Below are 18,550 nucleotides of genomic sequence, written 5' to 3' on the forward strand. Positions count from 1 at the left end.
CCATGCGCATCCGTGCGGAAACCCCAGCCGACGCCGCCGCAATCGAAGCACTCACGATCGCGGCATTTGCCCAGTCCTCGCACAGCAGCCACACCGAGCAGTTCATCGTGCGCGCACTGCGTGCTGCGGAGGCACTCACACTCTCGCTGGTGGCCGAAGAAGACGGCTCGCTCGTTGGCCATGTCGCGCTTTCGCCGGTCAGCATCAGCGATGGCAGCCAGGGTTGGCATGGGCTGGGGCCGATCTCGGTGCTGCCGCAGTGGCAGCGGCGCGGCATTGGTACTCGGCTGATGCATGAGGCATTGACCCAACTGCGGGCATCGGGTGCGGCCGGTTGCGTGCTGCTGGGCGAACCGGGCTTCTACACGCGCTTTGGCTTTGCGCGCCATGCCGCGCTGGTGCTGCCCGACGTGCCCCCTGCGTACTTCATGGCGCTCGCCTTTGGCAGTGCTTGCGCATCCGGCAGCGTGCGCTATCACCCGGCCTTCGAGGCCACGGCCTGACACCCTGGCACTCCCACGCACCTGGATGCTTCGCGGCAGCAGAACCCACGTCGACACGGCGTTTCGTTTCCGGCTACGCTTGCGGGCATACCGTCTCAGGAGATCACCATGAGTGAACTGCAATACATGCCCGGTTTCGGCAACGAATTTTCGACCGAGGCACTGCCTGGCGCACTGCCGGCGCGCGGCAACTCGCCGCAGAAGGCGCCTTACGGCCTCTACGCCGAACAACTCTCTGGCACCGCCTTCACCGCGCCGCGCCATGCCAACCGGCGCTCTTGGCTGTACCGCATCCGCCCCGCCGCGGTGCAGGAGCCCTATGAACTCAGTGATATTGCACCGCGCTGGCTCAGCCATTTCGACGAAGTGCCGACGCCGCCCAACCCGCTGCGCTGGGATCCGCTGCCGCTGCCAGGGCCCAGCGCTGAAGTAGATTTCATTGACGGCATGACCACCATGGGCGGCAATGCCGGCTGCGCGGTGCACATCTATGCAGCTAACCAGTCCATGACCACACGCTACTTTCACAATGCCGATGGCGAGCTGCTCATCGTGCCGCAGCAGGGGCGGTTGCACATCGCCACCGAATTCGGCGTGATCGACATAGCGCCGCAGGAAATCGCCGTGATCCCGCGCGGCGTGCGCTTTCGCGTCGAGCTGCCCGACGGCAGCGCGCGCGGCTACGTGTGCGAGAACTATGGCGCGCACCTGCGCCTGCCCGATCTGGGCGTGATCGGCTCCAACGGCCTGGCGCATCCACGCGACTTCCTCACGCCGGTGGCGGCCTACGAAGACAAGGAAGGCCACTTCGAGATGGTGGCCAAGTTCCAGGGCCGCCTGTGGCGGGCGCCGATCGGCCATTCGCCACTCGATGTCGTGGCCTGGCATGGCAGCGGCGCGCCCTACAAGTACGACCTGCGCAAATTCAACGCGGTGGGCTCCATCACCTGGGACCACCCCGATCCATCGATCTTCCTGGTACTGCATGCCCCCAGCAGCACACCGGGCGTGGATACGCTGGATTTCGTCGCCTTTGCGCCGCGCGTGCTGGCGATGCAGGACACCTTTCGCCCGCCCTGGTTTCACCGCAACATCGCGGGCGAATTCATGGGCCTGGTGCACGGCGCCTACGACGCCAAGGCCGAAGGCTTCCTGCCCGGTGGCGCGTCGTTGCACAACACCATGATCGGGCATGGCCCCGACGCCGGCACTTTCGAGAAGGCGAGCGTGCACGACACCAGCCAGCCCGACTACATCAAAGACACCATGGCCATCATGTTCGAAACCCCGGTGATCATCCAGACCACGCGCTTCGCGCTCGAATCACCACAGCGCCAGCGCAACTACCACCAGTGCTGGATGGGGATTCAGAAGCACTTTGATCCTGCCAAGCGCTGAGACCAGAAGTCAGCGCCCAGCTGTTCTGAGCCAATCGTGGTCAGCCCGCCACGATGGCCAGGCCGGGCGCCACACCAGCCTGCATCCGGCCAATCACTGCCGCATACTCAAAACCTTGCGTGCGAAACAGCGCCAGCACCGCTTCTACGCTGCCCGCATCGCAGCTCACGAGCAAACCGCCCGAGGTCTGCGGATCGCAGACCAGATCGCGCGCCACGGCGGGCAGGCCGGGGGCCAACGTGACTTCAGCGCCATAGGCGGCCCAGTTGCGCCCCGAGGCACCGGTCACCAGCCCCTGGGCTGCCATGCGCACAACCTCGGGCAGCAGCGGCAGCTTGCCATAGTCGATGACTGCCTGCAGCCCGCTGGCGCGGGCCAGTTCCAGCGCATGGCCGGCAAGGCCGAAGCCGGTCACGTCCGTGAGCGCATGCACGCCCGCCATCTCCGCCAACGCCACGCCCGGGGTGTTGAGCTGGGTGGTGGTGGCGATGAGCTCCGCATAGCCTTCGCTATCCAGTGCGTCCTTCTTCAGCGCGGCGGAAAGCACGCCTACGCCAAGCCGCTTGCCGAGGATGAGCGCATCGCCCGCCTTGGCGCCCGCATTGCGCTTGACCTTGTCCGGATGCACCAGGCCCATCACGACCAGGCCGTAGATCGGCTCGACCGAATCGATGGTGTGGCCGCCCGCAATCGGAATGCCGGCCTGCTGACACACGGCTTGTCCGCCCGCAACGATGCGGCCAATGGTCTGCAGCGGCAGCTTGTTTACCGGCATGGCCAGCAGCGCCAGCGCCATGATGGGCCTGCCACCCATGGCGTAGACGTCGCTGATCGCGTTGGCGGCGGCGATGCGGCCAAAGTCGAACGGGTCGTCGACGATGGGCATGAAAAAATCGGTGGTGGCGATGAGCGCCTGCTCGTCGTTCAAACGGTAAACGGCGGCATCGTCCGCGGTTTCATGGCCCACGAGCAGCTCGGGCGGAATGATGCCCGCGGCGCTGGCCTGCAATATCTCCTGCAGTACGCCGGGCGCAATCTTGCAGCCGCAGCCGCCGCCGTGGGAGAGGCTGGTGAGGCGAATCGTTTCCGTGGGAACCAGGGGCTGGGACATTGCGCAAGAAAAGTAGGGTTGAAGAGGCTGTCATTGTCGCGGCAGCTACGAAATGCTGCTGGTGAGCAGGTCGCGCCCCAGCGCCCGCACGGCCGCTTGCTCCACCGCGGGTGCAAAGCGCGGTTCGCGCAGCGCGCATTGCGCGGCCAAGGTCCGCGCAAACGCCGGCTCGGCGGCAAAGCGCTGCATCAGCCTGGCCAAGGCCTGTGCGTCGCCCGGCGGGAAGTAGCCCTCGTAGGCGCTTCCGAGCAGGCCGACATTGCCGTCGATGCGGCTGGCCAGCACCGGCACCAGGGAGCGAATCGCCTCGATCACCACATGCGCCCCGCCCTCCATGCGGCTCATGTGCACCAAAGCTCTGGCGCGTGCCATCCAGCGGCGGGCAGTGTGATGCGGCACAGCGCCGAGCCAGTGATAGTGGGGCAGTTCGCGCTGTGCGATTTCCGCGGCCCGCTGCCAATGCGGCTGCAAAGCGGCGCCGACATGCAGCACCCGCGGTGGCAGACCATTGGCCAAGGTTTCAGGCAACAGTCTGGCGGCATCCATCAGGACTTGAGGGTCTTTTTCGTCGCGCAAGTGGCCGACTGCCACAAAATCAAAATGCCGCCGCGCCTGGTCCTGGCGCACCAGGCGCCGGGCTGACGGCTCGATCACGCGCACATGGGCGGCAAGTGGTGGCAGGCTCTGCAGCGCTTTCGCCTGCAACACCACCAGATGGCTGGCCCGTCGCAGTGCTTGCAGTGCGCCGGCTTCACGCGGCAGATCGCGGTACAGATCGGTGCCGGTGAGCACGATGGCCAGCGGACGGCCCGGATGCGCAGCGTGAAAGCGCTCGATGCTTGGCGCCGAACGCCAGGCGTGCAGCGCGATCAGCGCAGCCGCAGGATCGCCGCTCCAGGCGGTGGTGATGCGTACCTGGGCCATAGGCGCAAGCCAGTGCGCCCAGAGTCCGGCGGTATGGGCATTGCCGTTATCGCTGCCTGGCAGCGACGGCGTGACGATTTCAATGCAAGGCAAGGGGCGCACGCCGGCGATTCTGTCAGGCCTGCCATAATCCAGCGCATGCGAATTCTTCACACCATGCTGCGCGTCGGCAACCTGCAACGCGCCATCGATTTCTACACCCAGGTGCTGGGCATGCAGCTGCTGCGCACCAGCGAAAACCCAGAATACAAGTACTCGCTGGCCTTCCTCGGCTTTGACGGCGGCAACCCCGGCCAGGCCGAGATCGAACTCACCTACAACTGGGGCGTGGAAAGCTACGACATGGGCAGCGCCTACGGCCACATCGCGATCGGCGTGCCCGATGCCTACGCCGCCTGCGCAAAAATCAAGGCTGCCGGGGGCAACGTCACACGCGAGGCAGGGCCAGTCAAGGGCGGCAGCACCGTGATCGCCTTTGTCACCGACCCGGATGGCTACAAGATCGAGCTGATCCAAAGAACGACATGACTGCCTGCCGCCATGACCGGCGCCCTGCCTTGGCTTGATCCTGGCGATCCGTTTCCCCAGCCCGGCGAGAGCTGGGACGCCGCCAGCCCCATGCCCGGGTTGCTGGCCGCCGGCGGGCGCCTGGATGTGCCGCATCTGGTGGCGGCCTATTCGCAGGGCATCTTTCCCTGGTTCAGCGAGGGGCAGCCTATCCTGTGGTGGTGCACCGCGCCGCGCATGGTGCTGCCGGTGACGGAGTTTCGCCTGCATCACTCGCTGCGCAAGACGCTGCAGCGCTTTCGCGCCGCGCCGGGCCGCGAAGTGCGCGTGGACAGCGATTTCTCCGCGGTCATCCATGCCTGCGCCAGCACGCCACGCGCCGGGCAATCCGGCACCTGGATCGTGCCGCAGATGGTGCGGGCGTATGAGCAACTGCATGCCGCCGGCTTTGCCCACAGCGTGGAAACCTGGGTTAATGGTCAGCTCGTCGGCGGTCTGTACTGCGTGGCGCTGGGGCGTGCGGTGTATGGCGAATCCATGTTCGCGCATACCACCGATGCCTCCAAGATCGCCTTGGCAGCTCTGGTGGCACTGTGTCGCAGCCAGGGCGTAGCGCTCATCGACTGCCAGCAGAACACCGGCCACCTGGCGTCGCTGGGTGCGCGCGAGATCGAGCGCGAGGACTTTCTGGCGCACATTGCAATGGCACAGACACTGCCAGCGCTGGATTGGCGTTTTGCACCACAATGCTGGGACCAGCTTTTGCTTCGTGACGATGCGGCATGACCCAGCTCAATGACCTGCCTCTGCAGGCGCTGCAGTTCTACACCACGGCGCCCTACGCCTGCAGCTATCTGCCCGGGCACCTCGCCCGCTCGGAGGTGGCCACGCCCAGCCATCTGATCCACAGCGGCGTGTATTCCGAACTGGTGGCACAGGGCTTTCGCCGCAGTGGCATGTTCACCTACCGCCCGCACTGCGAAGGCTGCAATGCCTGCACACCGATCCGCGTGCTGGCGCAGGAGTTCAAGCCGGACCGCAGCCAGCGCCGCGCCTTGAAGCGCCACGCCAGCCTGCAGGTGCGCACCTTGCGCCTGTGCTACATGCCCGAGCATTACCAGCTCTACCTGCGCTACCAGAACACGCGCCATGCGGGTGGCGGCATGGACCACGACAGCATCGACCAGTACACCCAGTTTCTGCTGCAAAGTCGCGTCAATTCGCGCCTGGTGGAATTCCGCGAACCGGATACGGGCGTGCTCAAGATGGTTTCGGTGCTGGACATCCTGGACAACGGCCTGTCGGCGGTCTACACCTTCTACGAACCCGATGAAGGCGCAAGCTACGGCACCTACAACATCCTGTGGCAAATCGAGCAGGCCAAGGCCATCGGCGTGCCTTACGTGTACCTGGGCTACTGGATTGCCGCCAGCCCCAAGATGAACTACAAGACCCACTTCAGGCCGTATGAGCTGCGACTGCAGGGGAAGTGGCAGCGCTTCGACGACTGAAGCAGCATCCAAAGTGCCTCTGGCGCATGCCAGTAGTGCGTAGCGAGCTATACAAACGATTGCAATTTTTCAGGCTGCCGCCTCAGCGTGCGGGCACCAGCCACCAGACAAAGAGCGCCAGCGCCGCCAGCATCAAGCCGTACTTCACCGCGTAGTAGGCCGAGCGATTCCACTGCTTGAAGCGGCGCCGGTATTGCCCGGCGTAGAAGGAAATCTTGAACAGCCGGCTGATGAGCCCGCGCGGATCGCCTTCCTCGTTGGGCGAGCTGGCCGCGGCAAGCACGTGGCGGGCGATCCAGCGGTTGACGGCTTGCGCGAAGCGGTTGGTCATGGGCCGTTCGATGTCGCACAGCAGCACGATGCGCTGGCCGTCCGTGTCGTTCCAGGCCCAATGCATGAAGGTCTCGTCAAAAATCACGCCCTGGCCTTCGCGCCAGCTGTAGGGCTGGCCATCGACATTGATGAAGCAGCGGTCGTCGTTGGGCGCCTGCAGCGTCAGGTGGTAGCGCAGCGAACCGGCATACGGATCGCGGTGCAGGCCCAGCTTGGCGCCCGGTGGCAGTTGCGTGAACATGGCCGCCTTCATGCTGGGAATGGCGCGTACCAGCGCCGTGGTGCGCGGGCAGAACTCCAGCGCCGAGGGGTGTGGCTTGCCATACCAGGTGAGATAAAAGCGCGTCCAGCCGGTCTTGAAGAACGAGTTGAAGCCGGCATCGTCATTGGCGATGGGTGCGCGGATGCGCATCTGGCGCGCCAGGTCCAGCGCCTCTGCGCGGATCTCTTCCCAGTGCTTTTCCAGTTCCACCAGCTCCGGAAACGTCGCCACCGGAAGGTAGGGCGTGCGCGGCACGCGGGAAAACGCCAGCATGAAGACGTTGAACGGTGCGGTAAAGGTGGAGTGGTCGAACAACTGGCGCAGCGGCTTGTGCCGCACCCTGCCGCGCAGGTGCATGTACAGCCCCGAGAGCAGAAAGGTGAGGACGACGGCGAGTGCAAGGATTTTTGCCATGAGGGTCACGAGCGCCTCGAAGCAGCCGAGGGCGGCCGCCAGAGCGATGGATGCAAACCCTGATTTTCGCCCAAGGCGAATAGCCGCGGGCGCGCTGGCCATGCAGCACGAACTGTACGGCCAGCCATTTCGAGGTCAGGCAACCAGGTCAAACACCAGCACCTCGGCTTCCTTGCCCTGCGCCAGGGCGATTTCCGACTCACCTTCCAACAGCGCCGCGTCGCCACCGGTCAGCTCGGTGCCATTCACCGCAAGCTGCCCGCGCACCAGGTGCACATAGGCCTTGCGCTGGGGGTCGATCGCGAGCGTGGCCGATTCCGCGCCGTCGAACAGCCCGGCATACAGCCGTGCATCGGCGTGGATGCCCACATCCCCGCCCTGCCCCATGGGCGCCGCCACCAGACGCAGCTTCCCGCGCTTGGCATCTGCAGGCACCGTGGTCTGCTCATAGCTCGGCGCAATGCCCTGCACATTGGGTTCTATCCAGATCTGCAGGAAATGCGTCTGCTGGCCTTGCGCGTGGTTGAACTCGCTGTGCATCACGCCACTGCCGGCGCTCATGCGCTGCACGTCACCGGGCGGGATGCCCTTGACATTGCCCATGCTGTCTTTGTGCGCCAGATTGCCCGAGAGCACATAGCTGATGATTTCCATGTCGCGGTGGCCATGCGTGCCAAAACCGCTGCCGGGGGCAATGCGGTCTTCGTTGATCACGCGCAGATTGCCCCAGCCCATGTAGCGCGGATCGTGGTAGCCCGCGAACGAAAAGCTGTGAAACGATTTGAGCCAGCCGTGGTCGGCATAGCCGCGGTCCCGGGATTTGCGAAGCGTGAGCATGGCGTTCTCCTGTGAGTGATGGATGCCTCCAATGTAGGGCTGGCAGTAGGGTTTGCCGAGTCGTGCATTTTGATGACATCATTCAAACGTTTTGAACTCAAAAGCCAAACCAATGCAAAACGCAGGAGACATGCTCACACCCGACAACCTGCGCCTGCTGCAAGCCATCGCCACCCACGGCAGCTTCGCGGCGGCCGCGCGCGCGCTGGCGCTGGTGCCCAGCGCCTTGACGTATCGCGTGCGCCAGATCGAGCAGCAGCTGGATGTGCTGCTGTTTGACCGCAGCCGCCGCCAGGCCGTCGCCACCGAAGCCGGACGCGAGTTGCTCGCCGAAGGCGAACGCCTGCTGGCGGAGATGGACGCCGTCGCCCAGCGCGTGCAGCGCGTGGCCACCGGCTGGGAGCCACGGTTCACGCTCTCGGTCGATGGCGTCGTCGCGCGCACCACGATGCTGGAGCTGATCGAGGCCTTCTACGCCATCGGCTGCCCCACGCGCCTGCGCTGGCGCGAAGGTACGCTGACCGGCACGCTGGAACAGCTGACGCGCGGGCAGGCCGACCTGGCCATTGGCGTCGCGGTGGAAGCGCCGCCGCTGGCCAATCTGCGCACTGCCCCCTTGGGTGATCTGCGCTTTGTGTTTGCGGTGGCACCACACCATCCGCTGGCAACGGCCGATGAGCCCATAGCGGACGCAGAGCTGATGCGCCACCGCATGGTTGCGGTGGCCGATTCCGCGCTCGGGCATGGCGTCACGCTCGGCCTGCTGCCCGGGCAGGAAGTGCTGACGGTGCAAAGCCTTGCCACCAAGCTGCGTGCGCAGTTGCGCGGCCTGGGTGCGGGCTATCTGCCTCAGCCCATGGCGCAGCCCTATATCGATGCGGGGCAACTGGTGGTGCGTGAAGTCAGCCGCGTGGCGCGCACCACGCGGCTTTCCTACGCCTGGTGCGACTTCGGCAAGCGCTCGCGCGGGCGGGCGCTGCAGTGGTGGCTGGATCATTTGCACAGCCCGATCACCCGCCGCGCGTTGCTGCAGGGGCACCATCTTGCGTAGGGAACAAGGCGTGTAGAGTGCAGGCACTGTCCCACCTGAAAGCCCGCCATGCCCGCACAACCCTCCGCCAAGCGCCCTCGAACCCCACGGCACTACGCCATCATCGGCGCCGGCATGGCAGGCGTCGCCTGCGCACGCACGCTGCAGCAGGCCGGGCACCGCGTCACGCTGCTGGAGCAGGCCGATGCTCCCGGTGGCCGCACACGCGCCGTGCAGAGCGCCTGCGGCAGCCACGATGCCGGCGCGCAGTATTTCACCGTGCGCGATGCGCGTTTTGCCCAGGCGCTGGCAACCACGCCCGGTCTGTGCCGTCCCTGGAGCGTGAGCACGGTGCGCGTGCTGGACGGGGCCGGGCGAGTGGTCAGCGCCGCGCCGCCGCCCGGTGAGCCGCACTGGGTGGCCGAACCGGCAATGGACGCATTGGTGGCACGCTGGGCCACCGCGCTCACCGGGCTGCGCACCTACTTCGGCGTCAGCCGCCTCTCCAGGAGCCGCGGCCAATGGCAAGTGCATGCGCCCGATGGCGACATCGCCGGCTTTGATGCCGTGCTGCTGGCGCTGCCCGTGCCCCAGGCCCAGGCTCTGCTGCAAGCGTCGGGCATCCAGACCGCCTGGTCTGGCGCGCTGGCGCAGGTGCGCATGGCCCCTTGCTGGACGCTGATGCTGGGCTTCGCCCAGGCCGTGCGCCCGGGCCTGACCACGCTGGGGCCGCAGTGGAACGCGGCGCGCAGCACGCACCACCGCATCGCCTGGCTGGCGCGCGAATCGTCCAAGCCCGGGCGCGCGCAGATCGAGCGCTGGACGGTGCAGGCCAGCCCCGAATGGTCGGCGGAACACCAAAACGACAGCCCGCAGCGTGTGCAGGACAAGCTCACCCGCGCGTTTGCCGAGATCACCGGCATCCGCGCCACACCCAGCGACGCCCAGGTGCTGTTGTGGCCGCATGCGCAAACGCAAACCCCACTGGGACAGCCCTTCGTCTGGGATGCCGCCGAGGGCCTGGGCGCCTGCGGCGACTGGTGCCTGGGCCATCGGCTGGAAGACGCCTTCGTCTCGGGGCTGGAACTGGCACTCGCGCTCTGTTCAAACCCTTGACCCGCTACGTCGGTCGTTTCGCCCCATCGCCTACCGGACCGCTGCATGCGGGCTCGCTCGTGGCCGCGCTGGCGAGCTGGCTGGATGCGCGCTCCTGCGGCGGTCAATGGCTGCTGCGCATCGAAGATGTCGATACCCCGCGCTGCAGCGCCGCTGCCGCGCACATCATCCTCGCCCAGCTCTGCGCCTGCGGCCTGGCCTGGGACGGGGAGGTGCTGTGGCAATCCACGCGCAGCCCGCGCTACCAGCAGGCGCTGGCAGCGCTGCAGCAGCGCCAGCTGGCCTACCCCTGCGGCTGCACGCGGCGCGACATCGACGCCGCGCTGGCAGCGCAAGGCCGGCAGCACGAACGCCATGGCGAGCGCCCCTACCCCGGCACCTGCCGCGAAGGCCTGAACGGCAAGCCCGCCCGCGCCTGGCGTTTCAATACTCAGAAATTCATGAAAAATTGGCCTTCAGCGCATATGCAGAAAGCGCGATCAGCTACGTTTTTGATAGATAAGAAGCAAGTGCACTGGCAGGATCGGCGCCTGGGCGAACAACAGCAGGATGTGGCGCACGAAGTCGGCGACTTCATCCTGCACCGCGCCGACGGCCTGTGGGCCTACCAGCTGGCGGTGGTCGTGGACGACGGCGATCAAGGCGTGACGGACGTGGTGCGCGGCGAAGACCTGGCCGACAACACGCCGCGCCAGATGCTGCTGCAGGCGGCATGGGGCCTGCCCGCGCCGCGCTACCTGCACCTGCCGCTGGTGCGTGCGGCCGACGGCGAGAAGCTCTCCAAGCAACAGGGTGCACCGGCCATCGACAGCTCACGCCCGCTGCAGGCGCTGGCGCACGCAGCCGCCGCCCTTGGCCTGCCCGCTGCGCCCAAGGCGAGTAGCGTGGCGGATGCGCTGGCGTTCTGGGTCGCCGCATGGCCGCGCTTTTACAATCGCGCGCCGTGACTGACAGCCCCCCGCTCCTCCCCCCTTCGGATGAAGCGCCGCCCCAGCGACGCATCCGCAGCTTTGTGCTGCGCGCCGGTCGCACCACGGCCGGACAGGAAAAAGCACTCTCCGAGCTGGGCCCTCGCTTTTTGCTGCCCTATGCGCAGGCGCCACTGGATGCCGCCGAGGCGTTTGGCCGGCAGGCGCCACTCATCCTGGAGATCGGTTTTGGCATGGGCGAAGCCACGGCGCATATCGCCCAGCTGCGGCCGGACGACAACTTTCTCTGCTGCGAGGTGCATGAGCCCGGCGTCGGTGCGCTGCTCAGGCGCATGGGCGAGCAGGGCATTGCCAACATCCGCATCCTGCGCCACGACGCGGTGGAAGTGCTCACGCACATGCTCGCGCCGGATCAGCTCGATGGCGTGCACATTTTTTTTCCCGATCCGTGGCACAAAAAACGCCACCACAAGCGCCGCCTGATCCAGCCGCCCTTGGTGGCCCTGCTGGCCAGCCGCATCAAGCCCGGCGGCTATCTGCATTGCGCCACCGACTGGCAGCCCTATGCCGAGCAGATGCTGCACGTCCTCTCTGGCGAGCCGCAGCTGGCCAACACGTCGCAGGACTGGGCCGAGCGCCCGGCCTACCGGCCCCTGACCAAGTTTGAAAACCGCGGCCTGCGCCTTGGGCATGGGGTCTGGGATCTCGTGTTCCGGCGCGGGACCTACGGCAATTGTCAAATTTTGTGACAACACCACAGTTGTCGTATTTGGTGGATCCATAGATGCGCAAGCGCTGAATTGTTGCTAGGATGACTCGCAGAAAGACGCTGCGGGACGAAAACGACGGGTCGATTCCGGTGCCGCGGCCGTTGCCATCGGTTTTACAGGATGTCACACACTGCGCGCACGAAAACGCAATGGAGCATTTGCCTGGGCGCGCTGCTCTTGTGGGCCGCGTTTGCCTGGATCCCCGGCCTCGCCGATCCCCTTCCCTCTGACGCGCGCCGGCTGGAGGCGCACCTGGCGCTTGAGCTCTGCTCCATCCTCTTGTGCGCGATGACCGTGGCGATCGTCTGGTACGACCGCAATCCCGCAGCGCGGGGACGCGACAACTGGCTGATCTTCGGCCTCACGCTGGTGGCGCTGCTGGACTTGCTGCATGCGCTTGATTACCACAGCCTGCTTGGGCCCGCGGGCAGCCTGGCCAGCGCGGAGTCCGTCTGGTACCGGCAGCTGGCGCGCGTGGCGGAGGTTCTGGTGCTGTTCGCCTTCGGGCTGAAGCTGCGCGGCTCGGGGCAAAAACGCTATTGGCTTGCCGCTGCCGCGGCCATCGCCCTGGCCATTGGCAACATCGGCTCCACGCACCCGGTCTGGTTGATCCAATGGCTGCGCAACGACGCCGCCCCGACTTCCCCCGGCATGCTGATGCAATACCTGCTGGTGCTGCTGGACGCCGCATGCGCCGCGCTGCTGTACTACCGCTGGCGGCGCGATGGCGGCTCGCACTGGCTGCAACTGGCCAGCATGGCTTTCGTCCTCGGTGTTTCCAACATGGCCTACATCGGGCACATGGGTCGACTCGATGGTGTCGGCGTGGCCGTTCACCTGATCAAGATTGCGGCCTACTTTCTGGCCTTCAGGCTGACCTTGTTCATCGTCGTGCAGCGTCGGCAAAGAATTCTTGAAGTCTCCCAGCGCACCATTGATCAGCAAAAGCGCAAGCTGGCGGCGCTCTTGAACGACATACCGCTGGAGCTGGTGCAGCTCGATGCCAACCTCAACGTGCGCTATGCCAATCCGCGCCATACCCGGCGCATCGGCGCCGCGCTCGAATCGCTGCAGGACACGCCATGGCTGGACCAATGGCCACAGGCGCAGCGCCAGAGCCTGGAGCGCGATTTGCGCGCGGCGCTGCAGGCCAAAACCACCGAGCTGGATGTCCAGCTCGATGCAGAAGGGGCACCGGCCCAGCATTTTCACCTGGTCGCCTCGCCCCAGTTGGGCAGCGCCTCCGACGAAGGCCTGGTGGTGATGATCACCGACACCACTGTGCAGGAATCCGCGCGCATGCTGGTGGAAGCCTCGCTCAAGGAAGTCTCCGAGCTGCGCGCCGCGCTGGATGCGCATGCCATCGTCGCCGCCACCGACGCCCGCGGCGTGATCATCAAGGTCAACGACAAGTTCTGCCAGATCTCCAAGTACGAACGCAGCGAGCTGCTGGGCAGGACGCACCGGGTGATCAATTCCGGCCTGCATCCCAAGGGTTTTTTCGCGGCGATGTGGAAGGTGATCTCTTCCGGCGAAATCTGGAACGGAGAAATCTGCAACCGCGCCAAGGATGGCTCGCTCTATTGGGTGCAGACCACCATCGTGCCATTCATCGGCGATGAAGGCATTCCGGTGCAGTACATCTCGATCCGCGCCGACATCACCCAGCGCAAGGAGGCCGAGGAAGCGGCGCAGCAGATGGCGCTGTACGACGCGCTCACCAGCCTGCCCAACCGGCGGCTGCTGTACGAGCACATCCAGACGGCGATGGGAAAGAGCGCGGACTGGACAATTTCAAGGAAATCAACGACACGCTGGGGCACGACCAGGGCGATGAGCTGCTGCGCCAGGTCGCGCGGCGCCTGAACCACAGCGTACGGCCCGGCGACACCGTGGCGCGCCTGGGCGGCGACGAATTCGTCGTGCTCGTCAACGAGCTCAGCGCCACCCTGGTCGGTGCGATGCAAGAGACGCAAACCATTGCCGAGAAGGTCCGCGAGGCGCTGGAGCAGGTCTATGAATTCGGCGGGCACACGGTGCATACCTCGTCCAGCATTGGCGTGTCGCTGTTTCAAGGCAAGGCGACAGCGCAGGAGGAAATCCTCAAGCGCGCCGACATGGCGCTCTACCGCGCCAAGGCCCGCGGGCGCAACCAGGTCAGCATGTTTGACCCGAGCATGCAGGCGGAGGTGGAGACCCATGCCAGCCTGATGGCCGACCTGCGCCTGGCGCTGCCGCGTGAGGAGTTGCGCCTGTACTACCAGGTGGTGGTGGACAGTGATCTGCGGCCGCTGGGCTATGAGGCACTGCTGCGCTGGCAGCACCCGGAGCGCGGCATGGTGCCACCGCTGGATTTCATCGCCAGGGCGGAAGACTCGGGGCTCATCATCCCCATAGGTACCTGGGCGCTGCAGACGGCGTGCCATCAGCTCGCCCAATGGGCCCAGTCGCCCGAGACGGCGCATCTGACCGTCGCCGTCAACATCAGCGCGCGGCAGTTCCGCGACCCGGAGTTCGTCGCCACCGTACAGCGTACCCTGGCTGCCAGCGGAGCTGATCCGCACCGGCTGCGCCTGGAGCTGACGGAAAGCATGTTCCACAGCGACGTGGAGCAAACCATAGAGAAGATGAACCTGCTGCGCGCGCTGGGCACCGGCTTCTCGCTGGATGATTTCGGCACCGGCTATTCGTCGCTCAGCTACCTCAAGCGCATGCCGCTGGATGTGCTCAAGATCGACAAATCCTTCATCAACGACATCCTGACGGACCAGGACGACGCCGCCATTGCCCAAACCATCCTGGCGCTGGCCGAAACCCTGGAGCTGCAGGTGGTGGCCGAAGGCATCGAGGAGCCGGAGCAGTTCGAATGGCTGCGGCTGCGCGAGTGCCATGCCTACCAGGGTTATCTTTTCAGCAAGCCCCAACCGATCGAAGCCATCGCCGCAGCACCGCATCGGCTGCAGGATACGGCTGGCGCCGCTGGTTTATAGTGGGAGCCGCCATGCCCAAGCCCGAGCCAGCGGACACAGTCGATAACGAACCCTTGGTGTTTCAACCGAGCGACGCGGTATTCGCACGGGCGGCGGAGATCTTCCGGCTGATGTCCACGCCCATACGCATACGCATCATCAATACGCTGTGCCATGGCGAGAAGAATGTCTCGGAAATTCTGGACAGCGTCGTCACCACACAACCGAACCTGAGCCAGCACCTGAATCTGCTCTATCAGGCGCGCGTGCTGGACAAGGAACGCCGCGGCAACCAGATTTTCTACCGCATAGCCAACCGCGACGTGGTGGCGCTGTGCCGCACCCTGTGCAGCCAGGTCGCGGCCGATCAGGCACTTGCTGCCGAGTAGCAAGGCGCCGGCATCGGCAGCTATGCGCCGTCAGCAGCCCTGTGCGGTGGTGGCGATGAACTCCGCAATGATGGAGATGACCGCAGGACCCAAGGCTGGCTCAACGCAGCACCCGCCGCATGGCCAGGTAGCGCTGCTCGTTGCTGGCGCCTGCAATGCCAGAAAACTTGCCGTTCATCAGAGGCTCGAGCCTGGCGATGCGCTCCTGCGCCGGCGGGTGCGTAGCCAGCAGCAGCTGGTAGTTGGCATCCTGCGCCGAGCCACCGGCCACCACGCGCAGCGATTGCATCAGCCCCGCTGGCGCATAGCCGGCACGCGCGGCCCACAGCATGCCGTAGCGGTCGGCGTCGTACTCGTCGGACTGGTCCAGACCCTTGGCGTAGATGTTGCGCACCATATTAATCATGGCGCCACTGAGCTGGCTGTTGCCGCTGCGTGCCTCGACGATGCCGCCGGCGATCTGCGCGAAGCCGCCCTTCTTGACGGCCGACAGATAGTGGCCATGCAGCACATGCGTGATTTCATGGCCCAGCACCCCGGCGAGTTCGGCCTCGGAGTTGAGCGCAAGCAACAGGCCCTTGGTGACAAACACATAGCCGCCCGGCGTGGCATAGGCGTTGACGGCGTCGGAATCGATGACGCCAAAGCGCCAGTCGTAGGACGCCGGCTTGCCCTGCCCGTCCTTGCGCGGATCGGTCTGTCCGGCAACCCACAAGCCAACGCGGTTGACGTAGCGCTGCAGCTCGTCGTTGCGCAGCAGCGGGCGCGCGCCCAGAAGCACCGAGGCAAAGCCCGAGCCCAGCTCGCGCTCTTCCTGCGGGCTGTAGTCCTTGAAGGCGGCAGAAGCGCCTTGTACGACGTTTTGCACGCCGCTCACCACACCGCCACCCGACGAGCCGCCGCCCAAGCTGCCGAGCGCACCGCTCAGTCCGGAGGGCATGGTTTCGCAGCCGGCCAGCAGCGCGGCGCAGGCTCCGAGCGCCAGCCAGCGCTTGAACGCAACGCGCTTCATTGCCCACCTCCGTCGTAATCGGTGATCTTCACCGCGCTGAGCTTGCCGCCGCGGGCAAACTGCTGGGCATCGCCGGCCTTGACGACGTAGCGCTCCAGCTGCTGTACCTCTTGCGGCGCAGGCTGGGCATTGGCCAACTGCTCCTGCGTCAGGCCGCGGGTACCGGTGGTTGCCGTTGGCGCAGAGCTGGAGCCGGTGAACAGGCCGGCGAGTGCGTTGCCCCCGCCGGTCGCGGGCGCCGGTCTGGCGGCGCTCATCGATTTCACGTGCGACATCCGCACCCAACCCTGGTGCTGACCGGACTGCACCTTGAGCCAGCCGCCCTGCGTCTGCACCGCCTGCAACGGAGCGCCGATGGGCAGCTGCTGCACCACCATGGAGTTGAGCGAGGGCGTGGCACGCAACTGCGTGGCCGTCGTCACCTCGTGCGTTTGTGCGCCCGCCAACGCAGACCACGCCAGCGCTGCCAGCAGCGCCAGCCAGCGCCAGCCGTTTTTCAATGGCATCCGGTTCATGACTCACCTCCTTCGCTTGCGGGCTGTCTGCCCGTCCCTGTGCGGCGCATTGTAGGCAGCGGCTCGTACAAACGCACCTGCTGATCGCGCCCCTTGACGGTGAAGGCGCCGTGATCGACAAAGCCGAAAGCGTCGCCGCACAGCGCGCGGGTGGATTCGGACACCAGGATGCGCGCAATGCCCTTGGTGCAGCCTTCGATGCGGCTGCCCAGGTTCACCGTATCGCCGATGGCGGTGTAATCGAGCCGCTGCGAGGTACCGAGAAAGCCGATCACGGCCGGGCCGCTGTGGATGCCGATGCCGATCTCGAACACCGTGCCCGGCAGCTCACGCGCGACCTCGGCGGCAAAGCGCTCGAGCGCCTCGGACATGCCGAGCGCCGCGCGCACCGCCCGTTCGGCGTGGTCGGTCTGCGCCACCGGCGCGCCCCAGAAGGCCATGATGGCATCGCCGATGAACTTGTCCAGCGTGCCGCCGTGCTGAAAAATCACCTGCACCTGCATCTCGAAATAGCGGTTGAGCAGCGCGACGATTTCCTCCGGCTGGCGGTGCTCGGAGAGGCTGGTAAAGCCGCGGATGTCGGAAAACAGCACTGTCACCTCGCGGCTGGCGGAGACCTCGGCCTGCGCCACCTGCTGCGTCTCCGACAGGCGGTTCACGATGCGCGGATCGACAAAGCGCGAGAACATCGCCTGCACATGGTGGCGCTGGGCCATCTCCAGGCGCGAAGACAGCAGGCCGAAGGCCAGCAAGGCCAGCACCCCCATCGCCAGCGACGAGACCGGCATCCAGTAGAGGTTGACACGCAGCAGCAGCACCGACATGCCCAGCGTCAGCAGCGCTACCGTGGCCAGGATGCTGGCCGGCCAGACCGGCGAAGCACGCGACGCAAAGCCGATCCCCATGGCCGCGATCAGCACCAGCGCCAGCGCGGGGTTGACCCAGTCCGGTACTTCTCGCAGCCAGTCGTCCGATTGCAGATTGGCCAGCGCCGTTGCCAGCACGAAGGGGCCCGGCGTGGTGGCGTTCACCGGCGTGGGCACGAAATCCAGCAGCCCGCTGGCGGTAGCGCCGATGACGATGATCTTGCCCGCCGGGTCAAACGGCAGCGCAGCGCCTTCAGTCTGCGTTGCCAGATACACCTTGGCATACGGTATGCGCGTGAACGGCTTGCCATACCAGTGCAGCCGAAAGCGCGGCGTCTGCGGCTCGGGCAAATGCAGCAGTTCGGCAACGCGGCCGATGATGTGCGGCAGCCACCAGCCCTGGGTTTCGCGCCCCAGTTCGGTACTGCGGCCGATACCGTCGGCATCCTTGATGAAGTTGATGTAGCCGGTGCGCCAGAGCTCGGGTGGCAACGCAATCGGCGCATCGATGCCGTAGCGCGCCTGCGGGTCGGCCTGCGGCCCGGCGCGCAGGCCCATCGCCTTGGGTGCCAGTGCCAGCGGTGCCTGCTGCGCCGAATCTTCCATCAGGATCATGGGCACGAAGATGCGCTCATCGTGCATGGCCTGCGCCAGCGCGGTATCGTTCTCCGGGTGCAGCCGGTCCTGCGGAGACAAAATGATGTCCAGCACGATGGCGCGCGGCTGGTGCGCTGTCAGCGCCGTCAGCAGCTCGGCATGGATGGCGCGTGGCCAGGACCAGGTGCCTGCGATCTCCAGCATCTGCGGATCGACCAGCGAAGGCTGATCGATATCCACCACCACCACGTCCTGCGGTGGCGTGCGCCGCGCGGCATCCAGGCGCAGCAGGGCATCGCCCACGCGGTTGTCCAGCGCATCGAGCGCGTGCCAGTGCATCAAGTCGGCCAGCGTCAACAGCGCCAGCAGCGCCCCGAGCAAGGCATACAAGGTGCGTCTGCCGAAGCGCTCGCGCAGCCGTGCAAGCCACAGGGTTGATCGCGCAGGTTCAGCCACGAAGCGCAGTATCTCGGGCGCATGCCGTGGCGTCAATATCTGGGCCAGAAACTATTGATGTTGTAGCTGTCAGCGCTTGCCAGCATTGCGCCAATGCCCAA

19 protein-coding genes are annotated in these 18,550 nt (G+C 65.9%); 12 read left to right on the plus strand and 7 right to left on the minus strand.

The window, feature by feature from the left end:
- The first annotated feature begins 2 nt into the window (after positions 1-2).
- Both ABS45_RS07855 and hmgA read left to right on the plus strand, forming a co-directional pair.
- The gene (locus ABS45_RS07855) at positions 3-503 is read left to right on the plus strand and encodes an N-acetyltransferase (RefSeq protein WP_291554747.1); all 501 of its coding nucleotides are present in this window, start codon (positions 3-5) and stop codon (positions 501-503) included.
- Between the two features lie 108 nt (positions 504-611).
- On the plus strand, positions 612-1,901 hold the full coding sequence (gene hmgA / locus ABS45_RS07860) for a homogentisate 1,2-dioxygenase (RefSeq protein WP_291554748.1): 1,290 nt from the start codon (positions 612-614) through the stop codon (positions 1,899-1,901).
- 40 nt (positions 1,902-1,941) lie between these two features.
- On the opposite strand, the gene selD is transcribed toward hmgA, so the two are convergent.
- A complete protein-coding gene (gene selD, locus ABS45_RS07865; protein WP_291554750.1) occupies positions 1,942-3,012 on the minus strand; it encodes a selenide, water dikinase SelD in 1,071 nt (356 codons plus the stop codon).
- Between the two features lie 45 nt (positions 3,013-3,057).
- On the minus strand, positions 3,058-4,038 hold the full coding sequence (senB, locus tag ABS45_RS07870) for a selenoneine biosynthesis selenosugar synthase SenB (protein ID WP_291554751.1): 981 nt from the start codon (positions 4,036-4,038) through the stop codon (positions 3,058-3,060).
- Positions 4,039-4,074: 36 nt separating this feature from the next.
- On the opposite strand from senB, the gene gloA reads away from it, so the two are divergent.
- Genes gloA through ABS45_RS07885 form a run of 3 tightly spaced genes read left to right on the plus strand, consistent with a single transcriptional unit; the run spans position 4,075 to position 5,954 of the window.
- Positions 4,075-4,464 carry a lactoylglutathione lyase gene (gene gloA / locus ABS45_RS07875; protein ID WP_291554752.1) on the plus strand — a complete coding sequence of 130 codons (390 nt, stop codon included), beginning with the start codon at positions 4,075-4,077 and terminating at the stop codon, positions 4,462-4,464.
- A gap of 12 nt (positions 4,465-4,476) precedes the next feature.
- Positions 4,477-5,229 carry a leucyl/phenylalanyl-tRNA--protein transferase gene (aat, locus tag ABS45_RS07880; protein ID WP_291554754.1) on the plus strand — a complete coding sequence of 251 codons (753 nt, stop codon included), beginning with the start codon at positions 4,477-4,479 and terminating at the stop codon, positions 5,227-5,229.
- Positions 5,226-5,954, plus strand: coding sequence for an arginyltransferase (locus ABS45_RS07885; protein ID WP_291554756.1), 729 nt, complete (start codon positions 5,226-5,228; stop codon positions 5,952-5,954). The genes aat and ABS45_RS07885 overlap by 4 nt, the downstream gene beginning before the upstream one ends.
- Before the next feature lie 82 nt (positions 5,955-6,036).
- Here the strand turns inward: ABS45_RS07885 and ABS45_RS07890 are convergent, their stop codons facing one another.
- Together ABS45_RS07890 and ABS45_RS07895 are read right to left on the minus strand one after the other, a co-directional pair.
- The gene (locus ABS45_RS07890; protein WP_291554831.1) at positions 6,037-6,954 is read right to left on the minus strand and encodes an aspartyl/asparaginyl beta-hydroxylase domain-containing protein; all 918 of its coding nucleotides are present in this window, start codon (positions 6,952-6,954) and stop codon (positions 6,037-6,039) included.
- A gap of 144 nt (positions 6,955-7,098) precedes the next feature.
- Positions 7,099-7,800 carry a pirin family protein gene (locus ABS45_RS07895; protein ID WP_291554758.1) on the minus strand — a complete coding sequence of 234 codons (702 nt, stop codon included), beginning with the start codon at positions 7,798-7,800 and terminating at the stop codon, positions 7,099-7,101.
- Between the two features lie 112 nt (positions 7,801-7,912).
- Here ABS45_RS07895 and ABS45_RS07900 point away from each other — a divergent pair, with 112 nt between their 5' ends.
- The 7 genes from ABS45_RS07900 (at position 7,913) to ABS45_RS07930 (ending at position 15,003) form a co-directional block, all read left to right on the plus strand.
- Positions 7,913-8,851, plus strand: a complete 939-nt coding sequence (locus tag ABS45_RS07900) for a LysR substrate-binding domain-containing protein (RefSeq protein ID WP_291554759.1) — start codon at positions 7,913-7,915, stop codon at positions 8,849-8,851.
- 48 nt (positions 8,852-8,899) lie between these two features.
- On the plus strand, positions 8,900-9,946 hold the full coding sequence (locus tag ABS45_RS07905) for an FAD-dependent oxidoreductase (RefSeq protein WP_291554761.1): 1,047 nt from the start codon (positions 8,900-8,902) through the stop codon (positions 9,944-9,946).
- Positions 9,943-10,893, plus strand: a complete 951-nt coding sequence (gluQRS, locus tag ABS45_RS07910; RefSeq protein WP_291554762.1) for a tRNA glutamyl-Q(34) synthetase GluQRS — start codon at positions 9,943-9,945, stop codon at positions 10,891-10,893. Before ABS45_RS07905 ends, gluQRS begins: the two co-directional genes overlap by 4 nt.
- On the plus strand, positions 10,863-11,624 hold the full coding sequence (gene trmB, locus ABS45_RS07915; protein ID WP_291554764.1) for a tRNA (guanosine(46)-N7)-methyltransferase TrmB: 762 nt from the start codon (positions 10,863-10,865) through the stop codon (positions 11,622-11,624). The genes gluQRS and trmB overlap by 31 nt, the downstream gene beginning before the upstream one ends.
- A gap of 141 nt (positions 11,625-11,765) precedes the next feature.
- Entirely contained in the window at positions 11,766-13,511 is a 1,746-nt protein-coding gene (locus tag ABS45_RS07920) for a PAS domain-containing protein (protein WP_291554765.1), read from the plus strand.
- Positions 13,487-14,635, plus strand: coding sequence for a bifunctional diguanylate cyclase/phosphodiesterase (locus ABS45_RS07925; protein WP_291554832.1), 1,149 nt, complete (start codon positions 13,487-13,489; stop codon positions 14,633-14,635). Before ABS45_RS07920 ends, ABS45_RS07925 begins: the two co-directional genes overlap by 25 nt.
- A gap of 11 nt (positions 14,636-14,646) precedes the next feature.
- The gene (locus ABS45_RS07930; RefSeq protein ID WP_291554766.1) at positions 14,647-15,003 is read left to right on the plus strand and encodes a metalloregulator ArsR/SmtB family transcription factor; all 357 of its coding nucleotides are present in this window, start codon (positions 14,647-14,649) and stop codon (positions 15,001-15,003) included.
- A 100-nt stretch (positions 15,004-15,103) separates the two neighbouring features.
- Here the strand turns inward: ABS45_RS07930 and ABS45_RS07935 are convergent, their stop codons facing one another.
- From ABS45_RS07935 to ABS45_RS07945, 3 genes are read right to left on the minus strand one after another with little or no spacing between them, the layout of a single operon-like run.
- Positions 15,104-16,015 (minus strand): M48 family metalloprotease, encoded by a 912-nt coding sequence (locus tag ABS45_RS07935; RefSeq protein ID WP_291554768.1) that lies wholly within the window; start codon positions 16,013-16,015, stop codon positions 15,104-15,106.
- Complete coding sequence (locus ABS45_RS07940) at positions 16,012-16,530, minus strand: SH3 domain-containing protein (RefSeq protein WP_291554769.1); 519 nt, start codon at positions 16,528-16,530, stop codon at positions 16,012-16,014. Before ABS45_RS07940 ends, ABS45_RS07935 begins: the two co-directional genes overlap by 4 nt.
- A complete protein-coding gene (locus tag ABS45_RS07945; protein ID WP_291554770.1) occupies positions 16,527-18,449 on the minus strand; it encodes an adenylate/guanylate cyclase domain-containing protein in 1,923 nt (640 codons plus the stop codon). Before ABS45_RS07945 ends, ABS45_RS07940 begins: the two co-directional genes overlap by 4 nt.
- Positions 18,450-18,550: the final 101 nt, after the last annotated feature.

It is taken from the genome of Comamonas sp. SCN 65-56 (assembly GCF_001724135.1).
Taxonomy (GTDB): Bacteria; Pseudomonadota; Gammaproteobacteria; order Burkholderiales; family Burkholderiaceae_C; genus Comamonas_C.

Excerpts from the sequence above, each read along its gene's own strand:
- ABS45_RS07855 (WP_291554747.1), top strand. The coding sequence starts at position 3 with ATGCGCATCCGTGCGGAAACCCCAGCCGACGCCGCCGCAATCGAAGCA.
- hmgA (WP_291554748.1), top strand. The coding sequence starts at position 612 with ATGAGTGAACTGCAATACATGCCCGGTTTCGGCAACGAATTTTCGACC.
- selD (WP_291554750.1), bottom strand. The coding sequence starts at position 3,012 with ATGTCCCAGCCCCTGGTTCCCACGGAAACGATTCGCCTCACCAGCCTC.
- gloA (WP_291554752.1), top strand. The coding sequence starts at position 4,075 with ATGCGAATTCTTCACACCATGCTGCGCGTCGGCAACCTGCAACGCGCC.
- aat (WP_291554754.1), top strand. The coding sequence starts at position 4,477 with ATGACCGGCGCCCTGCCTTGGCTTGATCCTGGCGATCCGTTTCCCCAG.
- ABS45_RS07885 (WP_291554756.1), top strand. The coding sequence starts at position 5,226 with ATGACCCAGCTCAATGACCTGCCTCTGCAGGCGCTGCAGTTCTACACC.
- ABS45_RS07895 (WP_291554758.1), bottom strand. The coding sequence starts at position 7,800 with ATGCTCACGCTTCGCAAATCCCGGGACCGCGGCTATGCCGACCACGGC.
- ABS45_RS07900 (WP_291554759.1), top strand. The coding sequence starts at position 7,913 with ATGCAAAACGCAGGAGACATGCTCACACCCGACAACCTGCGCCTGCTG.
- ABS45_RS07905 (WP_291554761.1), top strand. The coding sequence starts at position 8,900 with ATGCCCGCACAACCCTCCGCCAAGCGCCCTCGAACCCCACGGCACTAC.
- trmB (WP_291554764.1), top strand. The coding sequence starts at position 10,863 with ATGGCCGCGCTTTTACAATCGCGCGCCGTGACTGACAGCCCCCCGCTC.
- ABS45_RS07920 (WP_291554765.1), top strand. The coding sequence starts at position 11,766 with ATGTCACACACTGCGCGCACGAAAACGCAATGGAGCATTTGCCTGGGC.
- ABS45_RS07930 (WP_291554766.1), top strand. The coding sequence starts at position 14,647 with ATGCCCAAGCCCGAGCCAGCGGACACAGTCGATAACGAACCCTTGGTG.
- ABS45_RS07935 (WP_291554768.1), bottom strand. The coding sequence starts at position 16,015 with ATGAAGCGCGTTGCGTTCAAGCGCTGGCTGGCGCTCGGAGCCTGCGCC.
- ABS45_RS07940 (WP_291554769.1), bottom strand. The coding sequence starts at position 16,530 with ATGAACCGGATGCCATTGAAAAACGGCTGGCGCTGGCTGGCGCTGCTG.